The following is a 23,952-nucleotide window of genomic DNA, read 5'->3' as shown; positions in this document are numbered from 1 at the left end:
TTCATGTTGAAAACGTCTAAAACGTTTGCTTACGCGCCGCCGCAAAACGGTTATCCCGAGTGGAACAACAATCCGCACATTTTTCAACAAAACCGCATGGCTGCCCATGCAACCCTGATGTCGTACAAAACGGTGGAAGAAGCGTTAACAGGGGATCGCACCGCTTCTGATTTTTATCGCTCTCTCAACGGTTCCTGGAAATTCGCCTTTGCAGAAAATCCGGAAAAACGGAATCGATCCTTCTACCAACTCGATTTTGATGATCGCGACTGGGACGAGATCAAGGTCCCTGCCCATTGGCAATTGCAGGGATATGATTATCCACACTATACCAATATCCGTTACCCATGGGAGGGAAAAGAGGACATAAAACCTCCATTTGCCCCTACCCAATATAATCCCGTCGGCCAATATATTCGCACTTTTACCATTCCAGAGGAATGGAACGATCAGCCGGTTTATCTCAGCTTCCAAGGGGTTGAGTCCGCGTTTTATGTATGGGTAAACGGTGACTTGGTCGGATATAGTGAAGACAGTTTTACCCCAGCGGAATTTGATATCACCCCTTTTCTCGAAAAAGGAGAGAATAAGCTGGCGGTGGAGGTTTATCGGTGGAGCGACGCCAGCTGGCTGGAAGATCAGGATTTCTGGCGTATGAGCGGGATTTTTCGCGATGTTTATCTGTATTCCACGCCAACGACCCACCTCTATGACTTCTTTGTTTGTACCGAGCTGGATCAGCAGTATCAACATGCAGAGCTAAAAATCGAAGCAACGGTGACCAATTACGGCAAAGAGAACGTCGGTCCGGTTACCTTAGAGGCGACACTGCTGGATCAAGCGCAGAAACCGGTTCGAGATGCACCGCTGACGGTTGTGATTGACCTCAATGGAAAGGACGAAGCGGTAGTCAACCTGGCTTCATTTGTGGAAAATCCGTTGAAATGGAGCGCAGAGCATCCCCATCTATATACCCTTGTCTTCAGCTTGAGCGATGAAAAGGGAAATCTCTTGGAAACGGAAAGCTGTCGTGTCGGCTTTCGCACCTTTGAACTCAAAGACGGCCTCATGCAAATCAACGGCGAACCGATTCTGTTTAAAGGGGTGAATCGCCACGAATTTGCGGCGGATAAAGGGCGCGCCATCGGTTATGAGGATATGGTTCACGATATTCAGCTTATGAAAAAGTACAATATCAATGCGGTGCGTACTTCCCACTATCCCAACCATCCCTTGTGGTATGACCTGTGTGATCAGTATGGGCTGTATGTGATCGATGAGACCAATCTAGAGACACACGGGACCTGGAGTTATGGTCAACAGGAAGAAGGGGACGCCATCCCTGGCAGTAAGCCAGAGTGGACGGAAAATGTGCTCGATCGCTGCAATTCCATGTTGCAACGGGACAAAAACCATCCATCCGTCGTAATCTGGTCCCTGGGGAATGAAGCCTTCGGCGGTGATAACTTTCTTAAAATGCATGCCCATTTAACGGAGAAGGACCCGACAAGAATCGTCCACTATGAAGGGGTTGCCAATTATAGAGCATCTGAAGCCGCCTCTGATATGGAAAGCACCATGTATACCCGTCCCGACGCAGTGGAGCGATATGCAAAAGAGGCGGAAGGGAAGGAAGAGAAACCGAAGCCGTATCTTCTGTGTGAATACAGCCATGCCATGGGCAATTCCTGTGGAAATTTGTTTAAGTATACGGATTTGTTTGACCGTTATCCCATTTTGCAAGGGGGATTTATCTGGGATTGGCGCGACCAAGGCTTACTGGCGAAGACGGCGGAGGGAGTGGAGTATCTGGCATACGGCGGCGATTTTGGCGATGAGCCCAACGATGGGAACTTCTGCGGAAATGGCTTGCTGTTTGCGGATGGATCCGTCTCACCAAAATTAGTTGAGGTGAAGAAGTGTTATCAAAATGTAGAGTTTCAGGCGGTTAAGCTGAAAGAAGGCATCCTAGAGGTGATCAACAAACACCTATTTACAAACCTGAACCAATATCGACTCAAGTGGGAAATTACCCGTAACGGCGAAGTGATGGAATCCGGTTTGAAGGAGTTGGATGTGAAGCCGCAAACGTCACAACAGATCAAACTCCCTTATTCATCACCACAAGCACACAAGCCGGAAGACGAAGTGATCCTTACGCTTAGCCTCCAGCTAAAACAAGCGACTCTTTGGGCGGAAAAAGGGCATGAAATCGCCTTTGAACAGTTTATCATCCCTCCCGCCCGCAATAAAGGTAAGGCGGTACAGCGCAAACCGAAACCCATTCGCACCAGCGATGATGAAAGCACCCTTGTTGTTGAGGGGGATGACTTTGCCGCTACTTTTGAGAAAGAGAGCGGTGATCTAAAATCGTATACCTTTAAAGGTGTGGAGCTGATCCATTCGGCACCCATCCCTTATTACTGGCGGGCGATGACGGATAATGACCGTGGCAACAATCTGCCAGCAAGAAGTGGGACCTGGAGAGAAGCAGGGGAAAATCGTCAACTGCAATCTTTTGCTTATGAGCGGACGACACATACTGTAACGGTTGTGGTGGATTACCAGCTACCGACAACGACATCCTCCGCTTGCCGTATTCAATATTTGATCAGCGGTGATGGGCAAATCAAAGTGGAACACGTGCTGACACCGGGTGCCAATCTCCCGGAAATTCCGGCAATTGGGCTTCTATTTACCATGGATCGAGCCTTTAACCAGCTCGCCTGGTATGGAAAAGGGCCCCATGAGACCTACTGGGACCGATCCACTGGGGCCAAGGTCGGTGTCTATCGCGGAACGGTTCAGGATCAATACGTTCCTTACCTCAAACCGCAGGAATGTGGCAATAAGACTGATGTCCGCTGGGCGACCATAACCGATCACAACGGAATCGGGCTTAAGATTAACGGCTTACCGCTGGTAGAGTTGAATGCGCTTTCCTATACCTCATCCCAACTGGAGGAGGCCAGTCACGGTTATCAATTGCCACAAAGCGATCAGGTGGTTGTCCGCATCAACGATAAACAGATGGGAGTCGGCGGAGACGATAGTTGGGGAGCGAGAACTCATCCGGAGTTTACGCTATATGCTAATCGTTCCTATTCTTACTCCTTTACCCTTGCGGGGATAGAAGCGAAAGATTGACCATTCCAGACGGCTAAAACCGTGGGATTCTTGGGTAGTTACGCCCTCAATTCATTTCTGCTTCGAACAACTCCCAAGTTCAGGGGTGTGGCATCACCATCACCCCGTCCCATACAGTTCTACGGTCAAGGTGGACTGCTGAGTGTGTGCACCTTGACCGTCTTATAGGGTTGTCCATTAACTTTGCAAGGAGGAACATAAATGAAAGGAACTATCGTCATCCAGACGGATGTGTCAACCGGTCGCATCAATCGCAATATTTACGGACAATTTGCCGAGCATCTGGGAAGGTGTATTTACGAAGGGATGTGGGTGGGAGAGGATTCTTCCATCCCCAACACCAACGGCATTCGCACAGATGTGCTGGAAGCGTTGCAGAAGCTGAACATTCCGGTTTTGCGCTGGCCGGGAGGCTGCTTTGCCGACGAATATCATTGGAAAGACGGTGTGGGACCGTATGAATCCCGCAAGCGGATGGTAAATACCCATTGGGGCCGCGTCGTTGAGAACAACCATTTTGGTACACATGAATTTTTGATGCTATGTGAGTTGCTGGAATGTGAGCCGTATATCTGTGGAAACGTCGGCAGTGGAACGGTGCTGGAAATGCAGGAATGGATCGAGTATATGACTTTTGACGGCGATACGCCCATGGTGGAATGGCGGAAGCAGAACGGCAGGGAAGAACCGTGGCGTCTGACGTATTTTGGTGTGGGCAATGAAAACTGGGGTTGCGGCGGCAATATGCGGCCGGAATATTATGCCGACCTTTACCGGCGTTATCAGACCTATGTTCGCAATTTTGGCGATAACCGTATCTACAAAATCGCCTGTGGTTCCAATGGCTTCGATTTTCGTTGGACGGAAGTACTGATGCGGGAAGCGGGACGTTTTATGGACGGGTTAAGTCTCCATCATTATTCGATTGGGGGACCAAACTGGAGTGAAAAGGGTTCCGCCATCGATTTTACAGAAGGGGATTGGTTTTTAGTTTTAAAAAATGCGCTGCAGATGGATGAACTGATCCAGCGCCATTCTACCATTATGGATCAGTATGATCCCGATCAGCGCGTCGGCTTGATCGTAGACGAATGGGGAACCTGGTATAACGTGGAGCCAGGAACCAATCCAGGCTTTTTATACCAGCAAAATACCTTGCGCGACGCCCTGGTGGCGGCGGTTACCTTTGACATTTTCCACCGTTATTGCAACCGCGTGCAGATGGCTAATATCGCGCAGATGGTCAATGTGTTGCAAGCGATGGTATTGACCGAAGGGGCCAAGCTATTGTGCACACCGACATACCACGTATTTGAGATGTTTAAGGTTTATCAAGATGCGGAAGCGTTGGCCGTCGACCTGCAAACCCCGGACTATGCGTGGGGTGAAGAGAAAATTCCGCAGTTTAGTACCTCTGCATGTAAGGATGACAGCGGTCGAATTCATCTCAGTCTAACCAATCTGCATCCTCATCAGGTCGGTGACCTCTCTGTTGCATTGCGCGGATGGAAAGGGGCGAAGCCGCAGGTGAGCGGACGCATCTTAACCAGCTCTGAGATGAACGCCCATAACACCTTTGCTTCGCCGGAACAGGTCCAGCCGGAGCCCTTCGACGATGTGCAGGTGAGCGAAGACGGCCTTTCGCTCCAGCTGCCCCCGAAGTCTGTCGTCGTCATCACACTGCAACCGTGAGGGGGAGATATTGTTGACAGACCCCGATCGTTTCTGTCGCGGCTGTTCTTCCGAAGCGGTGGCGACGGAAGTAAAGATTCAACAGTTGTTAGCTGAGGTGGAATTGCAAGGTTCTGTCGTCACGGAAGAGCTGTATCGGAAGAGGCTAGATACCTGCTTCGAATGCTCTTCCCTGCTCCACGGTCATACTTGCATCCATTGCGGTTGCCTTGTCGCCGTTCGGGCCAAGCTGTCGGAAAAAGATTGTCCCCATCCAACAGCGTCCAAGTGGAAGTTCGATTAAATGGGAAACACCAAAAACCCGGTATCCCTAAGGAGCCGGGTTTCATTTTGTCCATCAACTTTTAGTTCAAAGGGAATGTACGGCATTGCGCAGGTAATTTCGCTTACAAACTGCATAAAAAGGTTGAATATGGTACATTATTTTTAGCAGCATTGTTGGTTGCACGTTATCACTGTTGGCGGATGGTTGACAGTTTCCCTTAAAGGCCAGATTGTGGAGTAAGTTCAAAATATCCTGGAGGTTTGACTGCTCCCCATGCGTAAACGCAGGGGATTTCTACGTACACCAGTCCAACGACCAGTTATCTTAGTAGGCTCTACCCGTGGGCCTCACGGTGAGAATGCTCTGCTATACTCTCCTACTTTCGCTTGGTTTTTGCAACTTTGGAGAGCTGGGTGGTTAAAGATTTTACACAACAGACCGATTTCCTGTAGCAACTCGATATAATCAGCTTTCAATGAGCGAATATGATTCCACCAAAAAATTGTCAAACTTGCGAGAGGGGATATAAATGAAGGTCAAGCGAATTGTTGCCAATATTGAGACGCAGGACATTTCCAAAGCAAAGCACTTCTACGGGGAAATACTAGGACTTGATCAATTAATGGATCTTGGATTTATTGCAACCTACGTTTCACATGAGAAAATAGCCACTCAAATCAGTTTCCTTACAGAGGGAGGATCCGGAACACCAGTACCTGATTTGTCAATTGAAGTTGATGATCTCGACGATGCGCTCACTCGCATAAAAGAAGCTGGAGTTCCAATTGAGTATGGACCAACGAATGAACCATGGGGGGTTCGGCGTTTTTACGTTAGGGATCCGTTCGGGAAACTCATCAATATTTTAACTCATCTATAATCGGCATTGGATGTTTGATCCTTTCCTTGTCAGGGGAAGACTCAAACCGAAAATAAAAAATGGTTTATCGGAATTGATGCAATTAAACGGATAGGCAGTGATTAAACGGATAACCTACCTTTGATACAACAAGAGGAGGTTATCGATCGATGGGTGAACGAAACATCTTGGCATACTTCCGCACGGAGAGCCGCGCCAAAGAAGCGGTTCAACGCTTAAAGGAAGCGGGATTTAATACAGTTGATCTTTCCCGCTTCTCCCTCGCTCCCGAAGATCACAGCGATCTGGACAATCCCATCGCGGAGCCGTTTTCGTCCTTGGCTTCCGCTACCGGTGCGGATGTATCCAGCCGTGATGCCGGCATCCTTGTAGGGGCTCACACCGAATCCAGCGGCATGGCGGACGGGATGCACCAATTTGGTGCGGAGGATTTATGTGTGACCGTGGTGACCACCGCTGATCGCTATGAACAGGCGGAGTCGATTTTAAAGGAATTAGGGGCCAATATTTAAGGTTGGGGGAGCCGATGAAACCATTCATTGACACAGCCCGTTTGCGCTCATCAGAGGAAATCCTGGATGAAGCGGACCTAATCTACCGATTGGCATGGGTGTTGCAAGCGTAGGAAGAACAGGAGCTACCGGATTCGGTCAATGAGTTGATTGTGTATGAACGGTATGTAGCCTTGCAATAGTTGGTTCGAGATCAGAGCTGAGCTGAGATCGCAGATTGATTGTGCAAAAGAGCACCGCGATTATTGCGGTGCTCTTTTGCTGATCAATCGATTGGTGGTTAAAGCAAGGAGGGTGTTGTCCGTCGAACGACTTTCCCGTGTATGTAGGGAGATAACCCGTTTGTCAATAACCTCAGTCCACGATTATGCGGTGTTCCGTTTATTGTGATTCCCCTTCCAGATAGCGCTCCAGCTCCTGGCGTGCTCGGTATTTGCTCCATGTTTGTGCCGACCATGTTCGCCCAAAGTCCGATTGCAGAAAGTTTAATTCATACAGAAGCATCTCCCGCAGTCCTAACCAATACTAGCTCTTAAGGATATGGTTGAGCCGATTAGGGATATCTCTTTTCACCAAGGATCAGTAATTGTGACGTTTTTATTCAACGAGAAAATTTGTGAATACCTTGACACAGGTTTAAACCGAAGTGACGGCGAATAAATGGAAACCTGCTGAAGGGAGGAAAAAGATGAATCGCTATTTTAATGCGGATCCGGGACCGTTTCCGTTTGTATTGTTTTCACTTGCACATTTAGTGGTTTTGGGAGTGCTGCTTCTGCTCTTTCTCTGTTTTTTTTACTATATCTCCACGACCAAGGGAACGCGATTGGAAGCCGTTATTCGCTTCAGCTTGGCAGGAATGTTGATTTTATCGGAAATCGGGTGGCATGTTTGGAATGTGTGGAATGACCAGTGGACGCTCCAATACAGCCTCCCCCTGCAATTATGCAGTGTCACGCTGTTGCTGGCCGCTGTCATGCTGTTGACGCGAAGTTTTCGCCTCTTTCCCTTTGTTTACTTTTGTGGATGGGCGGGAGCGTTACAGGCTCTGTTGACACCGGTGTTGGAGTTTTCCTTTCCTCATTTTCGTTTCTTTCACTTTTTTCTCGCCCATGCCGGAATTATCTTGGCGATTCTCTATATGGTGCGGGTAGAGGGCTTTCGTGTCGGGTTTCGTTCCATTTTCCCGGTGTGGATCCAGCTCAATCTATTGGCGTTCATCGTATGGGTGATCAACAGTGTCACCGGTGGCAATTACATGTTTGTCAGCAGCAAGCCTGATTATCCGTCGCTGTTGGATTGGTTGGGACCATGGCCCTGGTATCTACTCTCGTTACAAGGGGTGGCGGTAGGGATGTTTGTGTTGTTGTGTTTGCCGTTTGTGAGGGAAAGAAAGGGTGCCGGTGCGGTTCGTAACTTTTGAAAAAAAATAAGGCGGCTTAAGTACCGATCACCCTTGTCGTTATCGGTTTCATTTATGTAGTAGAAGCATACTTTTCGTACGAGATTGCCAGGATTTTTAACCATAAAAGCGAATAGTGCAATATATGATCCCATTTAGAGAGGAGAGAGATGGTTTGGCCTCCAATGAAAGCTCCATATCCCTTCCCCTTGCCCAACTTCACACTGATGATCCTGTTCATCCGATTCAAAATACCCGTCGCTATTTGATGCGAGGATTAAAACAATGATTCATCCGTTGGTGATATATCCACCGCGGCTTAATAAATAAGACACAAGGAGGGGAGGAACCGTTACGAGAAAGCTGAGCGTTTTTTCGTAATCGTTGCGATGAAGGAACAATTAATCCGACTAAAAGACCGCTTAAACGATCTCAGTCTGCGCAACCGCTCCATTCGATTGGTAAGGATCAATCAAAAATGGGGCATGGATCTGTTACAACTGGACGCAATCCGCGGGGAGGGTACCGCTCAAAAGATACTGGACGGGGTGATGACACGGCGGCAGAAGGTGTCGCTACTGCGCGTCACCAGCGATGATCCACAGGCACATGCGCTCAGTCGCTCGCTGACAACCTTATACCGCAACCATCGTCAAATCGAGGAAGAGAGCGGGCTGTATGATTTGTATGTTGGTTATCCGTTTTTGTGTGGGACCTTATCAGACGGTGTAAACGAAACCTATATTCAAGCCCCTCTCTTTTTATATCCCGTTCGCCTGGAGCGACAGGATACGAGCAATCGCTTGTGGGACCTTTATCGCGGAGAGGGAGAGCCACAATTAAATCGCCCGTTGATATTGGCTTTTCGGAAGTTTCATCAGTTTCAGGTAGATGAATCGATCTATACGGAAGCAGAAGAGCAGGCGCGAAAAGGAGAACTGGAAACATGGGTTTCTTGGCTGAAGCGATATGGTCTCAACCTTTCCTTTGAGCGCTCTGCCTTAAAACCGTTGTCCCTCTATCGTGCCGATGAAATTCCGACAAATATGCCGCTCGGCTTATACCGCTATGCGGTTTTAGGCAACTTCCCTCAAGGAAATTCAGCCATCCTGCGGGATTATGACGAGATGATTGAGGATAAAGAGGATTCCCTGGGAATTGTCGCTGAATTGCTTGATGCTGGGGAAGAGCGGGGTGAGGAAGCAACGGGGCAAGAGACGAGCGAAGCAAAAGAGTCTGCCGCCTTGCCGGAAAAAGAGCGTATCTACTTGTTGCCCACCGATTCCTCCCAGGAGCGCATTTTGCAGGAGGCTCGCTTGAAAAAGAAGCTGGTGATTGACGGCCCACCGGGAACGGGGAAATCGCAAGTGATTGTTAATCTGATCTCCGATGCACTGGCTCAGGGTAAAAAAATTCTGGTCGTCTGTCAAAAACGAGCTGCGTTGGATGTGGTATACCAACGATTGGAAGGGCTACAGCTGGCTCATTACGCTGCACTGGTTCACGATGAAAAAAGCGATCGCCGGAATGTATATGCCCGTATTCACGATCTGCTGTCAACATCCCGCAATATGGAGGGGGAGCCGGATGTTCATCTGGAATCAGTCTGTCGGCGCTTGACGGATCACGAAGCAAAGTTGAATACGATTAAACAAGGGCTGTATGAGCGGCACCGCTGCGACTATAACGCTTTTGAACTGTATTCTCGCGCCAAGCCCTTTGATCAGGTAGAAGAGACCGTCGATTTGTCCGGCGTTTTGCAGGAGCTGGACCGCCACAACTTGGAGGATGTGCTGCGGGAAGTGGGAATCTACGCTTCCTATTACGCCCGCTTTGGCCGGGAAACGTATCCGTTGCGGAAGCGGAAGTCGTTTGCCGAAGCCGATATGCAGACACTCTCCTTTATGCGTGAACGGTTGGAAGAGACTCTGACAAAAGCGCAACAGACTGAGCGTTATCTAGAATCCCTCCCCCATGAAAAATTGACTCCCGCTTATACATGGTTGGTGAGTAAACGGCTGGAAAAGATTGTTCCAGAACTAAATGCCGAAGAGAAAAATGTGATCCAAAAAATGCGGCTATGGTGGTGGACCTCTTTTACCGGAAAAAAAGTGATCGCCGAAGTGATACAGGGAGAAAAATTTGCAGGGATCGATTCCACCGCCTGGCCGCAAATCCGGGAAAGTTTGCGGATATTGTATGAGATGGCGCAGACGACGGAAGCGATGGGGCAGGAGCTAGAAAAGCTGCGTCCTTATTTGCAGGATGAGACGATCGATCGCTTAAAAAAAGAGATCGGGGAGGGGGCCATTCCCACCCAGTGGTTGCTGTGTCTCAGTGAGCATTTGGTGTCAGACTTTGATGATTTGCGGGAGATGGATCGCTTTTTGGCTCAAGCCAGCCCCTTGGTACAGACCTTGATCAGTCGAGTGGAAGCACGCATCGGTTGGCGGGAAGGGGATTTGGCACTGATTTGGACCGATGCGATTCGACAGACCGCCTATATGCAGTGGATCGACGAAATCGAGCGAAAACACCCCTTGATCGCCAAGGTTTCGTCTGCTGAATTTGAGGAGATTCGCCGCTCGTATCAAGCCTTGATTCAGGAAAAGCGAAGGGTGGCCAATCAGGTCTTAATTCATGGGTTGCAACAGACGGTGAATCGAATTGAGACGGAGAAACCCCGAGCCTGTAAGGAACTTCTCCACCAAGTGAGCAAAAAACGGCAGATCTGGCCCTTGCGCCGTTTGGTACGTCACTTTTCCCAAAGTGGATTATTGGATTTGATTCCGGTATGGCTGACGTCTCCGGAGACCTTATCCTCCATCTTTCCGCTGGAGCAAGAGTTGTTCGATGTCGTCATCTTTGATGAGGCGTCTCAATGTACGGTGGAAAACGGAATTCCCGCGATCTACCGCGGCAAGCAAGTGATTGTGGCGGGTGATGAGAAGCAACTTCCTCCTTCTACCCTTTTTCAGGGCAGAGTGGAGCTGGATGAGGAGGAAGAGGCACAATTTGAGATGGAAGAGTCCGACAGCCTACTCAACTTGGCCAAACGCATTTTCCCTGGGCAGATGTTACAATGGCATTATCGCTCTTATTCCCAAGAACTGATTCATTTTTCCAACCACGCCTTTTATCGCGGTATGATGGAAGTGGCTCCCAATGTGCGCCCTTATCAACAACCCCCCGCTATCCAATGGACGAAAGTAAATGGGCAATTTATCAATCAGCAAAATGAACGGGAAGCTAACGTCGTCGTCGATCTGTTGAAGGAACAATTTCAATCTGCTCCTGAGGAGTCGGTGGGTATTATCACATTTAATGCGCCGCAACGGGATCGGATCGAAGAGCTGATCGACAGCCATGTGGAAAAAGATCCGGAGTTTGCGGGTTTTTATCAAACGATGCAAAAGCAAGATCCGGACCGGCGGCTGTTTGTAAAAAATATTGAAAACGTCCAGGGAGATGAGCGGGACGTTATCATTTTTTCCGTTGGCTATGCTCCCAATGAGGAAGGGCAAGTGCGGGCTCATTTCGGCAGCTTAAGCCAACAAGGCGGAGAAAACCGGCTCAATGTCGCCATCACCCGGGCCAAAAAGCGCATCCGAGTGGTATCCAGTATCAATCCCCATGAATTGAAGGTTTCCCACACTAAAAATCGTGGCCCGAAGCTGTTTCGCCATTATCTCGAATATGCGGAGGCGGTTTCCAAGATGGAGCGGAAACGGGTAGATGCCATTATCGCTCGCATCCATGAACGGCAATCGTTGGGGCGGCAGGAGAGTGCGGGGTCATTTGATTCTATTTTTGAGCAGCAAGTGTGTAATGCACTGATGAATAGGGGATATCAGGTGGATACCCAGGTAGGGGTCTCAGGATACCGGATCGATTTGGCGATCGTTCATCCGCAAGATCCGGAACGGTATCTATTAGGGATTGAGTGTGACGGTGCGATGTATCACAGCTCTTCTGATGCACGGGAGCGGGATGTTTACCGGCAGGAGTTTTTAGAAGCGAAAGGGTGGACCATCACCCGCATCTGGAGCCGAAACTGGTGGCGAAATCCCGCGCGGGAAATGGAGCGGATCGATCATACGATTAAACGCATGCTGCAACAAGAAACCGGTCAACACCGAGATGGGTCGCTTACAGAGGAGAAACCGGAGGATCTGTCGCTGATTGAGACATAAGTGGTCTTACCATTGGAAAATCCCTTCCGTATAGCAGGAGGGATTTTTTTATTGACGCATCTCTCGAAATGTTTGTTATTTTGTCGAAAAAAGGTCGATTTTGTAAGATAATGTGTTATGATTACACAAGATGAATCGGATGGTTTCCTAAGTTGGGAATATTTTTCATAATTTCAAAGCTGATATTGGGGTGAAAAAAGAGAAAGTCCTTTTAAGAGAGTCTTGCATCAAAAAGGGAGAGAAAAATGGAGCGAGAGATACAGATCATCACGACGGGCAAATATTTGCCGGAGCGGGTGGTTACCTCCGCCATGTTGGATAAAAATTTGGGATTGCCTCAGGGGTGGAGTTATAAAGCCTCCAGTGTGCGTACCCGGCATTATGTCACCAGTGAAACCGCTTCGGAAATGGGAGCGTTAGCCGCGGAGAAGGCACTTTCCCAGGCGGGGTTGACGATACAGGATATCGATTGCTTGATTGCAGTCAGTGGAACGATGGAACAGGCGATTCCCTGTAATGCGGCACTGCTGCATCGGCGCTTGATCCCGGACGGCAATCATCCCATTCCCGCTTTTGACATCAATGCCACGTGTTTAAGCTTTTTAACCGGATTGGATCTGGCTTCCCATGCGATCCATGCAGGTCAGTATCGGCGTGTATTGTTGATATCCAGTGAGATTGCTTCGATTGGATTAAACTGGGATCAGCAGAAAAGCTGTGTCCTTTTTGGCGACGGGGCGGCGGCAGTGGTGGTACAGGCAACACCATTGGGGCATTCATCCCGCATTTTGGCGACCCATATGCAGACATACAGTCAGGGTGCCGATTATACACAGATTCGGGGAGGCGGCACCAAGCACCACCCCCGCACCAATCCGCCGCCGGGATATTTTTTATTCGATATGGATGGAAAAGGGGTTTATCGCCTCGTTTCTCGCTATCTACCCGCCTTTGTGGAGCAATTATTAAACAGAGCGGATGTGGACATCGCCGATCTCGATCTGGTGATTCCCCACCAGGCCAGCGGGATGGCGATGGAGTTGTTACGGAAAAAGCTTGGCATTCCAGGGGAAAAGTATATGTCCATTTTGGAAAACCACGGCAACGTTATCGCCGCCTCTCTTCCAATGGCTTTACATGAAGCGATTCAACAAGGGCGCTTACAACGGGGTTCTCGCGTCATGATTTTGGGAACCTCCGCCGGGACATCCCTTGGGGGTGTGGTGCTTGAGTATTAAACCGACCGTCCTTCTAACAGGGGGGCGTGCGCCAGTGGCTCTTCATTTGGCGCGGCTGTTTAAACAAGCCGGGTGGCGGGTGTTGGCGGCGGAAAGCATGGCGTATCCGTTGCTTTCTTTTTCCAATGCGGTGGAGCGTTGCTTTTCCCTGCCGGGGCCCAATCAGGATGAAAACGGCTTTATCCAAGGGCTTGTCTCTTTGATTCAGGAATACGAAGTGGATTGGTTGATCCCCACCTGTGAAGAGACTTTTTTTATCAGTAAACACTATCGCCGCCTCTCCTCTTATTGCCGGGTATTGGTGGGAGAATGGGACATCCTGCAACGGTTTCATCATAAGGGGAATTTTATCGCTGATTTACAACAAGCCGGTGAATGGGTGCCCAAAACAACGGTTATCCGTCACCCGCAAGAATGGAGACGGCAGGTGCAAAATATCCCGTTTCCTGCCATATTAAAACCGGTATATTCCCGCTTTGGAACCCAGGTGCGATTTTTAAATAAGCCGTCAGATGAGCCGCCGGTTTCGTTGAAGCGGGGGTGGGTGTTGCAGAAACGGATTGCGGGATCACAGATTTGCGCCTATGGGGTGTCCCAGCGCGGACGTTTGACGGCGTACAGCTGTTATCATTTACAGTTTGCGGCTGGGATTGGATCTGCCATTACATTTTGTCATGCGGAGGAGCCTGAGGTATTTGCATGGGTGAAGCGATTTGTAAAACGGCATCGCTATACCGGCCAGATCTCCTTTGACTTTATCCGTTCGACCGAAGACGGTCGGCTTTATCCCTTGGAATGCAACCCACGTACGACCAGTGGCGTTCATTTGTTTACAGGGGAGGATTTGGTGCAGGCCATGGTCGGCGATCCTCCTTTTGCCATCGTTACCCCGGACCCGCGTACAAAAACAATGCTGGCGCTCCCATTTGCCTTATACGGTTGGAAAAAAGGAAATCTAAGGGCGTGGTTGACAACCTTTGTCACTCATCGGGATGTCATTTTTGACTGGAACGATCCCAAGCCTTTTTTTGGACAAGCCCAGTCGTTGCGGCATCTGTGGAAAGAAGCGCGTAAACAAGGGGTACCGTTGTTGCAATTCACTACCCGTGATATTGAATGGGAAGGAGGAGAAACGGATGGCACTGGTGACGGGGGGGACCGGATTTCTAGGACAAGCCTTGGCACGTCGTCTGCGCCGCTTGGGGCGGGAAGTAACCGTATTGGGGCGAAATGAGGCGATTGGTGCGCAATTGGAAACGGAGGGCATCCGATTTGTGCGGGGTCATTTGGAGGATATGGCGACGGTGACGGAGGCGATCCAGGGGCAGAAGGCAGTTTTTCACTGTGGGGCGTTGTCTTCCCCTTGGGGACGCGCTCGCGATTTTTACCGGAGCAATGTAATTGGAACGGAAAATGTGATCGCCGCTTGCCACAAGCATGATATTCAACGGCTGATCCATGTATCGACGCCTTCCCTTTGCTTTTATTTTGACGAGCGCTTCGATGTAAAAGAAGACGATCCCTTGCCCTCCCGTTTTGTCAACCATTACGCTAAAACAAAATACCTGGCAGAACAACGGGTGGATGACGCTTATCAAAAGGGTCTACCTGTAATCACCATCCGCCCACGGGCTTTGTTCGGTCCGGGAGATACCACCATTCTCCCCCGTCTGATTGCCGCTAATCAGCGCCGGTTTATTCCGTTAATCGATGGAGGAGATATCCACATCGACCTTACCTATATTGACAATGCGGTCGATGCCCTCCTTCTCTGTGAGAGCGCTCCTTCCTCTTGTCTGGGTAGAAAGTACCATATTACCAATGGGGAACCGGTTTTACTGCGGGAGATGTTAGAGCAGTTGTTTCAAAAGCTGGAGATGCCGTTTCAAAGCAGACCCGTCTCCTATACACAAGCGTTTTATCTGGCACAAGCGCTGGAGTGGATTGCCCTTTCCCTCCCGTGGATCAAGGAACCGGCCTTTACCCGTTATACGGTGAGTATTCTGGGAAAAAGCCAAACCCTTAATATTGAGCGGGCACGGTCGGAACTGGGATACCAACCCCGGATCAGTATTGCCGAAGGAGTGGATCGATTTGTCCAATGGCAGCGAAAACACAGTTGAATCGACGCTGTTTACTACCGGCTATTGTCGGCAAATCGAACGATTCACCCGCCGGGATGCCCCTTGGCGAATGAATACTTTTGATGCGTTGGTCGTCTTGATTCACCACCCACGTATTGGTTACCTGCTGTTTGATACCGGATATGCGACCCACTTTTTTACGGAGACTTCTTGTTTTCCCTATTCACTTTACCGCGCGATCACCCCTGTGATCTTCTCCAAACGGGATGCGCTTGTGTCACAGCTGAATGAACGAGGGATCCCTGCGACTGCTATTCGCTTTATCTTTCTATCCCATTTTCACGGCGATCATATTGCGGGCGTGCGTGATTTTCCCGACGCTGTTTTTATCTGTTCACAGGAAGCGTATCAACACATCCGAGACAAACGCGGATTGGCGGCGGTACGAAAGGGGTTTGTCCCCGGTTTGTTGCCGCCAGACTTTTCCAAGCGCGTCCGATTTATTGAAGACGGCAAGCGGTATCCGTTTCAAGAGGTGTATGGCGTCTTTGATCCGGTTTATGACTTGTTTGGGGATGAGTCACTATTGGCCGTCCGGCTGTCGGGGCACGCTCCCGGACAATACGGGCTTTTTTTTACGGATCGCATCGCGGGTCCCACTTTGCTGTGTGCCGACGCCGCCTGGTCGATGGAAGCAATTCGAAATCAGAGTGAGCCTCATCCATTTACATATGCGGTCATGGGGGGGAAGAAGGAATACCGCCGTCACTTTCAACAACTGGTCGCGTTCCACCAGACCCAGCCACAGGTGCGAATTCTTCCTTCTCATTGTCCGGAAGCGAGATCGATTGCCAAAGGAGGGGAAAGATGAACCTTTTTCGTCTATTGCATGCATACATACAAACGAAACAAGCGATGGGCATTCGCTCCCGTCGTAGCTTGGAAGCCCGCCAGCAGCGATTGTTGACACGTCATTTTCAGTGGGTACTCAAACATTCCCGTTTTTATCGCCGTACCTTTGCAGATGCCATCGCCGACTGGGATGAAGCGGTTGTAACCTTTGAAAGGCTGGAGAAACTCCCACTACTGGATAAAGAAACGATGATGGCTCACTTTGATGAGTTAAATACCGTCGGCATTCGGAAGGAGGAGGCATTCCGCATCGCAACCCAAGCAGAGGAATCGCGGGATTTTACACCCAATATCGGCAAGGTGACGGTTGGACTTTCCTCCGGTACTTCCGGCAATCGGGGGCTATTTCTCGTCAGTGCAAAAGAGCGCGAGCGTTGGGCGGGTGTAATCTTGGCCAAAGTTTTGCCGCGGGGGTTGCAATCGAAGGAGAGTGTCGCCTTTTTTCTACGGGCCAACAGTAATCTATACACAACGGTTCAGCAACGGCGGTTGACGTTTCAGTATTATGATCTCTTCCATCCTTTGTCTGCACATGTGGAACGACTAAACCAGCAGCAACCCACCATCCTGCTAGCCCCTCCCGCCATGCTGCTCTTCCTCAGCCACGAAAAAAAAGAGGGGCGATTACAGATCGATCCAATCAAGGTGGTCTCCATTGCCGATGTACTGGATGACCGTGATCGGGAGACGATTGCAGCGCAGTTTGGCCAACCGATCCATCAGATATATCAATGTACGGAAGGGTTTTTAGCCGCTACCTGTTCCCATGGAACCCTTCACCTCAATGAGGACCTGGTCCATATTGGGAGGGAGTGGATCGATCGCGACAGCGGCCGCTTTGTCCCAATTGTGACCGACTTTTCCCGCACCATACAGCCGATTGTCCGCTACCGCTTAAACGATGTTTTGGTGGAAAAAAAGGAACCGTGCCCCTGTGGTTCTGTATTTACCGCCATTGAGCGGGTGGAAGGGCGTTGTGATGATATTTTTTATTTGAAGGAACGAAAGGTGCAGGCTACTCGTGCGGTTTTTCCCGACTTGATTCGGCGGGCGGTGTGGCAGGCGGGGGAGCGAGTCCTCCAATACCGCGTGGTACAGCAGGCTTCCAATGTGATCACTGTCGCCTTTCAAGAATGTCGTGGAAGTGATCGAAGAGAAGCGGAAGATCGCATTCGAGCTGCTTTTTTCCAATTGTTTGAGCGGTTGGATGTGCAGCCGGCGATGATTCGTTTTACTCCTTACCAAGCTCCTGTGTTGCATAAGAAGATGCGACGGGTGGAACGGATGTGGTCCCCATAACACCCATCCGTCTGCATGATGCGAAATCGGCCTCCCGGCTCGATTTTACAAAGTATATCCATGGCGAGGTCGTTCGTGATTACTGGCTTCCGTTTTTAAACCAGCCTTCCGTCCATTGGATCGACAATGTGGATACTGACTGTTGGTTGTTGGAAATGGACCGACATTTGCTGCCGCTTACCGTCAATGATGGGGGAGGCGACAATTCTTATGTTTGCTCTCCCTACACCCAATATATCCGTTATGTGCGGGATGAGTTGCGCGTGGTGGAGCAGCCGCTGCTACAAGCTACCCTTCGAGCTGGAGTGGCCCCTCTTGCTTTCGGGTTGCGCCTTGCCCGTATGGACCGGGTAGTTTATTTCAATAATTGGCTGGTTTCTACCAATCTCCATCAACCTCTCTCCCAAGAGCAGACTGAGCGAGTGACCCGTTTTTTACAGGAGCGTTTTCCTACCCATGCCATTGCCATTCGTTCCTTAACACCACCCCTACATAAGCAATGGATGCAGGATTTGACGGGAGCGGGCTACACACTGATTCCTAGTCGCCAAATTTATCTCTTTTACCCAAAAGATGTTTTTCACGGACCCAGACGTAAGCGAAAATCGTTGCTTCAAGATATCCGTCTGTTGCAAACCAGCGGCTATGAAATAGTGGATGCCGATAACATCAGGATAGAAGATGCGCTTCGTCTCGCCGACCTGTACAAACAGCTGTATATCCACAAATACTCCCACCACAACCCACAATTTACACCGGCATTGATCCGCTTGGCGTTAGAGAAGAAGGTTCTCCATATTCGCGCCTTACGCAAGAATGGGAGTATCGACGGAGTAATCGGTTATTTGGTACGTGACGGCTGGATGACTGCTCCTCTGCTCGGCTATGATTTATCCCGTCCCAAGGAGGAAGGCCTGTATCGCTTGTTGACGGCTCTTCTTTCTCTGGAAGCCGAACGTCGTGACTTCAATCTGCATCGCAGCGGCGGTGCCGGTCACTTTAAAGTCAACCGTGGCTCACAAGCAGCGATCGAATATACCGCTGTTATGCTGGATCATCTTCCCCTCTACCGTCAAGCCGCTTGGCGCGGGTTGAAAGTCGTATTGGACAAAGTGGCGGTGCCGTTGGTGCGGAAGGTTCAAGCGTGAGTTTTTAAGGACGGTGATTGGGATCAAAGCGAAAAGAACTCAAGTGGTGGCGGACTGAATTAGAAAAAGAGTGACAGTAGAATTTAGCAGTCATTTGGATTTCTGTCTCCGCCATTCCTTCCGTCTGTAGCGATAGTAACCATGGATGGAATTGGGTTTTGTAAAAGGGCATCTCAATCGAGAAAGGAAGCGTTTCCCCAAAGCGAACTTGATATAATCGTTCGATTTTGCTCCATGTTTGGGATGCTTTTATGTGTTGTTTTTTTAGTTGCTCATTTCTTTGCTTTTTTTCCTCATGTTCCTTTGCGAATCTTTCTGTTGCAGTTGATATCCCTCGCTTGTACAAAAGTGCTATCTCAAATAAAGCGATCCTTTCCTGCATGGCGATGATTATATTCCAATAGCATTCAAGTGTATCGGTAATGAATATTTCATATGCAATATTTTCTGGCATTGTAAGGTCAAGATCTTCGCTTCGATAGGGATTATTCAACAAAAAAGTTTTGATCTCATCAAGTTGTTGCTGGTTTAACTGCGAAAGCAAGTTATATAATTCATCTCCTATAAACTGGGAGGTTTCTCTCTCTAAATCGGCGGCAAAAGTCTGGTGAGATAAGCCGCAGCCGCTCACAAAGCTTGGAAGGGAGTTTCCGTTGTATTCCTCTAAAAATTGTTCCAAGGTTTGATAATCCTCTGTTTGCAGGTTTTGATTGGTTGAGATTAATCGTCCAGAGGAATCCCAGGGTGGATCAAGATTATGATCCACTTCATATTTGTTTTTTGTCAAAAATTGATAAGCCATCCATTTGGCGATGTGGTCAAAATATCGAGGAAACGCTTTCTCCATATGGGCTTTTACCTGCGGTTCCAGCCAAGTGGGTAAGGTATCCATATAAATACCTCCTATAACAATATATATAATATTTTCGCTAAATAGAATATATATTCCTTTTTTAGATGTCTTTATGTAAGATAGTGAGTAGAGAACAACGATTTAAAACCTTCCCGGTATCAACAGGAAAGGATGATTGCGACTTGCTCACATGGGATCGATCAAGAACTTCTGCGATTTAAATGGAATAAGTGGGAAAAACAGAGGGAACATGGGAGGTGCATTGCCCGCTGATTATGTTCGTTGTATCTTAGAACGGTGCTAGCCCTGAAATCAACGGATCGACGCCTACGTTTGCGTTCGATTATAACCGTCGGCGCAGATGGGACGAGTTTGCGGAAGTACCGGGATTCAGCTCAAGGGGGAAAGTGTGTTGTATCCGCAGGAAATAACGTTTCAAAATCTAGCGAAAACCGTTGGTCGCATTGAAGAGAGAACAACGCTTTTATCATATAGAAGGAGTGATGCCATTTGCATCGTTTTGGGATCATATGGTTGGCTTTTGTACTGGTGTTGACCGGATGCAGCAGTGGAGCCTCAGAGCCGCAAGCCGATACAAAAAAGAAGTTATCAGAAGCGGAAGAGAAAGAAGAAATGACGATCGATACTTTTGTTGCTTCACAGGATGCGAAGGGGATGTTGACGGATGGGCCGGGTAAATACGGTGGTGATCGTTATGATCTGGCAAAAGTGAAAGCGGAGATTGATCAATTTCCGGATGATCTAACGGCGGAGGAGTATTTTAATCGTTTGGTCTTTTTAGTGGCGGAAGATTATCGCCCTATCATGAAAACAATCGATGAATTTGATACGGATATTAACTTTCGTGAAGTGGAAGCGCCGAAAGGGCCACAAGAAGCCAAATTGCAGGAGCGCAATGTGGTGATCCTGCTTGACGCCAGCGGCAGTATGAAAGAAAAGGTGGACGGCGGGGTGAAGATGGATTTGGCGAAAAGAGCTGTGACCCGTTTTGCTTCTCAACTGCCGGAAGGGACCAATGTATCCCTACAGGTGTACGGACACAAAGGCAGCAATCAGGAAAAGGATAAACCGCTCTCCTGTGAAGGAATTGAAGAAGTTTATCCCTTGGCTCAATATGATCAAAGTAAGTTTGCAAAATCCCTCAACTCCTTTCAAGCCGCGGGCTGGACTCCTTTAGCGGCAAGTATGAAGGCGGCGAAAAAAACATTGGAGCAGGAAGCGAGCAGTGATGCGGTCAATGTGGTATATGTCGTCAGCGATGGGGAAGAAACCTGTGGCGGCAACCCGGCTCAAGCCGCACAAGAATTGCAGCAATCCAATATGAAAGCCGTTGTCAATATTATTGGATTTGATGTGGACGACGCTGGCGCGCGAGCACTAAAAGAAGTGGCACGCTCCGGTGGCGGTGAATATGTGACGGTGAATACGGAGGAGCAGTTACAACAATATTGGACAAGAGAACAGCTGCGTCTATATAAGGCATGGCGGAAATGGGGATGGGATACTCGCGGGAGTATGATGCGTTCATTTAACGATAAGATGGACGAAGCGCGTAAAACGATCTGTTGTTCATCTAGTGGTGAGCTGGCTGTCACATACAAGCAAGAAGAAGCCCGCTTAAGGGAAGCAAAAAATTATTTGGTGGAAACTCATGATCTACCCGCCCGTATTGCAGTTGATCTCAATTCCTTTATCTATCAACGATGGAGTTCGATTTTTAAACATGGAAAGAAAAGGTTTGAAGAAAAGGCAGAAGAGATAAGGAGAAATAAAGATCATTTAGAGAAAGAGATCAATGCCATTCGCGATATGAATCTGGAAAAATATGATCCTGGGTCATAAAACGGTTATCGCTTCTTTTAACCCCATATTAGGCCTGCCAAGTCGCGTGGAGCCGGATGATGAGCTGTCAAAGCCAGCTTCATCGAACACTATCCAATTCAACTTCTATTTATACGGTCAAAGTCAACTCTTTTGAGTAGCAATAAAACCCCCCGCCCGGAATCAATCCGCTGCGGGGGGTTATCGTTACACGCTCTTCACGATGATCTCACTATCTTCCACATCTACTTTAATCGTGTTTACATCCTCTATTTCCAACATGAGATCGGCGATGCCGTCTTCTACCTTCTCTTCGATGACGCGGCGAAGGGGGCGGGCGCCAAAGGCGGGATGGTGGCCCAGTTCCGCCAGTTTGGCTTTGGCCGCTGTGGTAACGGTAAGGGTCAGCCCTTGTTCTTGTGCGGCTTGATACACATCCGCCAGCATCAAGTCGACAATGGTGACCAAATCCTCCCGGTCAAGGGAGCGGAAGGGGATAATCCCGTCAAAGCGATTAAGAAATTCGGGACGGAAGAACTCGGATAGGGATTGCAACCAATCGGTCCTCCGCTCTTCTGTTGGATCGTTGCCGAAGCCGATCGCCGCTTTGGCTTTGCCGATACCGGCGTTACTGGTCATGATTAGGATCGTATCCTTAAAGCTGACGGTGCGTCCCTGGCTATCCGTGAGACGGCCATCCTCCATGATTTGCAAAAAGAGATGCTGTACATCAGGGTGTGCTTTTTCGATTTCATCCAGCAGGACGATGCTGTAGGGTTGACGGCGCACTTTTTCCGTCAGTTGGCCCGCTTCTTCATGGCCAACGTAGCCCGGAGGAGATCCGATCAGTTTGGAGATGGAGTGTTTCTCCATGTATTCGCTCATATCGAGGCGAATCATGGCTTTTTCCGTGCCAAACAACTCTCGTGCCAGCGTTTTGGCCAGTTCGGTTTTCCCAACCCCGGTTGGTCCGACAAATAGAAAGGAGCCGATGGGTCGAGTTCCTTTACGCAGTCCGGCGCGGTTACGACGGATGGCGCGAGTCACTTGGCGAACGGCGTCTTGTTGCCCGATCACTTGCGTGTTGAGACGCTCCGGCAAGCGCTTCATATTTTCCCGTTCGTCCTGATGCAGTTTGCGCACGGGAATCCCTGTTTTTTCCTCCACCAGCCGCTGGATAGTGCCCACATCGACGATCGCTTCTGTTGCGGCTTCTGCGGTAGTTTGCCTTAATGTTTGCTCCAGCTTCCGCTCTTCATCACGCAAACGGGCGGCACGCTCATAATCCTCCAGCTGGGTTGCCTCTTCTTTTTCCGCTTGGATACGCGCCAGCTGTTCACGCAGGTCGCGATCATCGCTGGTTTCATGAAGTAGGTTTACCTTGGAGCCGGCTTCATCCAGCAAGTCGATCGCTTTATCCGGCAGATGGCGGTCCTGGATGTAGCGGTGGGACAGATGGACACAGGCATTTACGGCATCCTCGGTGTAGCGTACGCGGTGGTACTCTTCATAATGGTTGCGTAGTCCTGCCAAAATCTGAATTGCTTCTTCTACGGACGGTTCTTTTACGATAATCGGCTGGAAACGGCGTTCCAAAGCTGCATCCTTTTCTATGCGACGATATTCTTTCAGTGTAGTGGCTCCGATCACTTGCAGCTCACCCCGGGCCAACGCTGGTTTTAAAATATTACCGGCATCGGAAGAGCCTTCAGCTGAACCGGCTCCCACCAATTGATGGATTTCATCGATAAATAGGATTACATCGGTTCGTTGTTGCAGTTCATGAATGAGTTGCTTCATCCGGTCTTCAAATTGCCCCCGGATGCCGGTATTGGCAACGAGGGAGGAGACATCCAACAGGTAGATCTCTTTCCCTTTCAGTTTTTGGGGTACTTGTCCTTGTACGATTTTTAACGCCAACCCTTCGGCGATGGCGGTTTTCCCGACACCGGGCTCACCGATGAGGACAGGGTTGTTTTTATTACGCCGGTTTAAGGTTTCAATCACCCGTGCGACTTCCGCATCCCGGCCGATTACGGGGTCGATCCGTCCGGAACGAGCAGCGTCGGACAAGTTTTTACCCAATTGGTCCAACAGCCCGCCGCTGCTTCCAGTGGTAACGGTCTGGGTTTGTGGCCCTTGTGCTTGGAATCCCTCTCCCGTGTTGGAGTTAAACATGGAACCAAACAGATCCGCAATCGAGGGTCCGCCAAAACCGGAGGAGAAGGGAATCTGATTTTTTAACTGTTGATGACAATTCGGGCATAGGTACAGCTGCCGTGTCTGGTTGTTGATACGCACACGCAGTTGCACTGTCGCCGGTTGTTGTTGACATTGTTCACAATGCATGACGATAACCTCCTTTAACATGGATATCTAATAAAAAAAGTTTGTTTGTGGTTTAGGTTTGACATTGACTATATTTGACCTTTATCTGTTTTTCATTATAACCTGACCTTCTTTGACTTTCAAGGGGGTGACAAAG

18 protein-coding genes are annotated in these 23,952 nt (G+C 49.2%); 15 read left to right on the top strand and 3 right to left on the bottom strand.

All coding sequences use genetic code 11. The features are described 5' to 3' along the window. The first annotated feature begins 3 nt into the window (after positions 1 to 3). The 6 genes from lacZ (at position 4) to C8J48_RS12160 (ending at position 6,609) form a co-directional block, all read left to right on the top strand. Positions 4 to 3,147, top strand: a complete 3,144-nt coding sequence (lacZ, locus tag C8J48_RS12185; RefSeq protein WP_107727190.1) for a beta-galactosidase, LacZ type — start codon at positions 4 to 6, stop codon at positions 3,145 to 3,147. Positions 3,148 to 3,348: 201 nt separating this feature from the next. Further along, entirely contained in the window at positions 3,349 to 4,839 is a 1,491-nt protein-coding gene (locus tag C8J48_RS12180) for an alpha-N-arabinofuranosidase (protein ID WP_107727188.1), read from the top strand. A 13-nt stretch (positions 4,840 to 4,852) separates the two neighbouring features. Continuing rightward, positions 4,853 to 5,122: a DUF6171 family protein gene (locus C8J48_RS12175; RefSeq protein ID WP_107727186.1), complete on the top strand. Its 270-nt coding sequence runs from the start codon at positions 4,853 to 4,855 to the stop codon at positions 5,120 to 5,122. Positions 5,123 to 5,633: 511 nt separating this feature from the next. Then, positions 5,634 to 5,984, top strand: coding sequence for a VOC family protein (locus C8J48_RS12170; protein WP_107727184.1), 351 nt, complete (start codon positions 5,634 to 5,636; stop codon positions 5,982 to 5,984). A 149-nt stretch (positions 5,985 to 6,133) separates the two neighbouring features. Then, entirely contained in the window at positions 6,134 to 6,496 is a 363-nt protein-coding gene (locus C8J48_RS12165) for a hypothetical protein (RefSeq protein WP_107727181.1), read from the top strand. A gap of 14 nt (positions 6,497 to 6,510) precedes the next feature. Then, positions 6,511 to 6,609 (top strand): DUF4272 domain-containing protein, encoded by a 99-nt coding sequence (locus C8J48_RS12160; protein WP_107727179.1) that lies wholly within the window; start codon positions 6,511 to 6,513, stop codon positions 6,607 to 6,609. A gap of 268 nt (positions 6,610 to 6,877) precedes the next feature. Here the strand turns inward: C8J48_RS12160 and C8J48_RS19225 are convergent, their stop codons facing one another. Next, positions 6,878 to 7,000 carry a hypothetical protein gene (locus C8J48_RS19225; RefSeq protein ID WP_281261208.1) on the bottom strand — a complete coding sequence of 41 codons (123 nt, stop codon included), beginning with the start codon at positions 6,998 to 7,000 and terminating at the stop codon, positions 6,878 to 6,880. Positions 7,001 to 7,184: 184 nt separating this feature from the next. On the opposite strand from C8J48_RS19225, the gene C8J48_RS12155 reads away from it, so the two are divergent. The 8 genes from C8J48_RS12155 (at position 7,185) to C8J48_RS12120 (ending at position 18,772) form a co-directional block, all read left to right on the top strand. Beyond that, on the top strand, positions 7,185 to 7,919 hold the full coding sequence (locus C8J48_RS12155; protein WP_107727177.1) for a YwaF family protein: 735 nt from the start codon (positions 7,185 to 7,187) through the stop codon (positions 7,917 to 7,919). Positions 7,920 to 8,287: 368 nt separating this feature from the next. Next, entirely contained in the window at positions 8,288 to 12,091 is a 3,804-nt protein-coding gene (locus tag C8J48_RS12150) for an AAA domain-containing protein (protein WP_107727176.1), read from the top strand. A gap of 245 nt (positions 12,092 to 12,336) precedes the next feature. Continuing rightward, a complete protein-coding gene (locus C8J48_RS12145) occupies positions 12,337 to 13,329 on the top strand; it encodes a beta-ketoacyl-ACP synthase III (protein WP_107727175.1) in 993 nt (330 codons plus the stop codon). Beyond that, positions 13,319 to 14,563 (top strand): ATP-grasp domain-containing protein, encoded by a 1,245-nt coding sequence (locus C8J48_RS12140; RefSeq protein ID WP_146160487.1) that lies wholly within the window; start codon positions 13,319 to 13,321, stop codon positions 14,561 to 14,563. The genes C8J48_RS12145 and C8J48_RS12140 overlap by 11 nt, the downstream gene beginning before the upstream one ends. After that, on the top strand, positions 14,466 to 15,452 hold the full coding sequence (locus C8J48_RS12135) for an NAD-dependent epimerase/dehydratase family protein (RefSeq protein ID WP_107727172.1): 987 nt from the start codon (positions 14,466 to 14,468) through the stop codon (positions 15,450 to 15,452). Before C8J48_RS12140 ends, C8J48_RS12135 begins: the two co-directional genes overlap by 98 nt. Next, a complete protein-coding gene (locus C8J48_RS12130) occupies positions 15,424 to 16,284 on the top strand; it encodes an MBL fold metallo-hydrolase (protein ID WP_107727170.1) in 861 nt (286 codons plus the stop codon). Before C8J48_RS12135 ends, C8J48_RS12130 begins: the two co-directional genes overlap by 29 nt. After that, complete coding sequence (locus C8J48_RS12125) at positions 16,281 to 17,624, top strand: F390 synthetase-related protein (protein ID WP_107727168.1); 1,344 nt, start codon at positions 16,281 to 16,283, stop codon at positions 17,622 to 17,624. The genes C8J48_RS12130 and C8J48_RS12125 overlap by 4 nt, the downstream gene beginning before the upstream one ends. After that, complete coding sequence (locus tag C8J48_RS12120) at positions 17,612 to 18,772, top strand: hypothetical protein (RefSeq protein ID WP_107727165.1); 1,161 nt, start codon at positions 17,612 to 17,614, stop codon at positions 18,770 to 18,772. Before C8J48_RS12125 ends, C8J48_RS12120 begins: the two co-directional genes overlap by 13 nt. Before the next feature lie 4 nt (positions 18,773 to 18,776). Here the strand turns inward: C8J48_RS12120 and C8J48_RS12115 are convergent, their stop codons facing one another. After that, positions 18,777 to 19,664: a hypothetical protein gene (locus C8J48_RS12115; RefSeq protein ID WP_107727163.1), complete on the bottom strand. Its 888-nt coding sequence runs from the start codon at positions 19,662 to 19,664 to the stop codon at positions 18,777 to 18,779. 471 nt (positions 19,665 to 20,135) lie between these two features. Between C8J48_RS12115 and C8J48_RS12110 the strand changes: the two genes are divergently transcribed. Further along, positions 20,136 to 21,488, top strand: a complete 1,353-nt coding sequence (locus C8J48_RS12110; protein WP_107727160.1) for a VWA domain-containing protein — start codon at positions 20,136 to 20,138, stop codon at positions 21,486 to 21,488. A gap of 186 nt (positions 21,489 to 21,674) precedes the next feature. Here C8J48_RS12110 and C8J48_RS12105 read toward each other — a convergent pair whose 3' ends face one another. Beyond that, the gene (locus C8J48_RS12105) at positions 21,675 to 23,816 is read right to left on the bottom strand and encodes an ATP-dependent Clp protease ATP-binding subunit (RefSeq protein WP_107727158.1); all 2,142 of its coding nucleotides are present in this window, start codon (positions 23,814 to 23,816) and stop codon (positions 21,675 to 21,677) included. Positions 23,817 to 23,952 lie beyond the last annotated feature (136 nt).

Source organism: Desmospora activa DSM 45169 (genome assembly GCF_003046315.1).
In the GTDB taxonomy this organism is placed as follows: domain Bacteria; phylum Bacillota; class Bacilli; order Thermoactinomycetales; family DSM-45169; genus Desmospora; species Desmospora activa.
Note: the sequence above shows the minus strand (reverse complement) of the source record. Positions and strands in the feature narration are given on the sequence as shown.

Coding starts and splice junctions, on each gene's coding strand:
- C8J48_RS12145 (WP_107727175.1), top strand. CDS start 12,337: ATGGAGCGAGAGATACAGATCATCACGACGGGCAAATATTTGCCGGAG.
- C8J48_RS12155 (WP_107727177.1), top strand. CDS start 7,185: ATGAATCGCTATTTTAATGCGGATCCGGGACCGTTTCCGTTTGTATTG.
- C8J48_RS12150 (WP_107727176.1), top strand. CDS start 8,288: ATGAAGGAACAATTAATCCGACTAAAAGACCGCTTAAACGATCTCAGT.
- C8J48_RS12180 (WP_107727188.1), top strand. CDS start 3,349: ATGAAAGGAACTATCGTCATCCAGACGGATGTGTCAACCGGTCGCATC.
- C8J48_RS12160 (WP_107727179.1), top strand. CDS start 6,511: ATGAAACCATTCATTGACACAGCCCGTTTGCGCTCATCAGAGGAAATC.
- lacZ (WP_107727190.1), top strand. CDS start 4: ATGTTGAAAACGTCTAAAACGTTTGCTTACGCGCCGCCGCAAAACGGT.
- C8J48_RS12170 (WP_107727184.1), top strand. CDS start 5,634: ATGAAGGTCAAGCGAATTGTTGCCAATATTGAGACGCAGGACATTTCC.
- C8J48_RS12105 (WP_107727158.1), bottom strand. CDS start 23,816: ATGCATTGTGAACAATGTCAACAACAACCGGCGACAGTGCAACTGCGT.
- C8J48_RS12125 (WP_107727168.1), top strand. CDS start 16,281: ATGAACCTTTTTCGTCTATTGCATGCATACATACAAACGAAACAAGCG.
- C8J48_RS12165 (WP_107727181.1), top strand. CDS start 6,134: ATGGGTGAACGAAACATCTTGGCATACTTCCGCACGGAGAGCCGCGCC.
- C8J48_RS19225 (WP_281261208.1), bottom strand. CDS start 7,000: ATGCTTCTGTATGAATTAAACTTTCTGCAATCGGACTTTGGGCGAACA.
- C8J48_RS12135 (WP_107727172.1), top strand. CDS start 14,466: ATGGCACTGGTGACGGGGGGGACCGGATTTCTAGGACAAGCCTTGGCA.
- C8J48_RS12115 (WP_107727163.1), bottom strand. CDS start 19,664: ATGGATACCTTACCCACTTGGCTGGAACCGCAGGTAAAAGCCCATATG.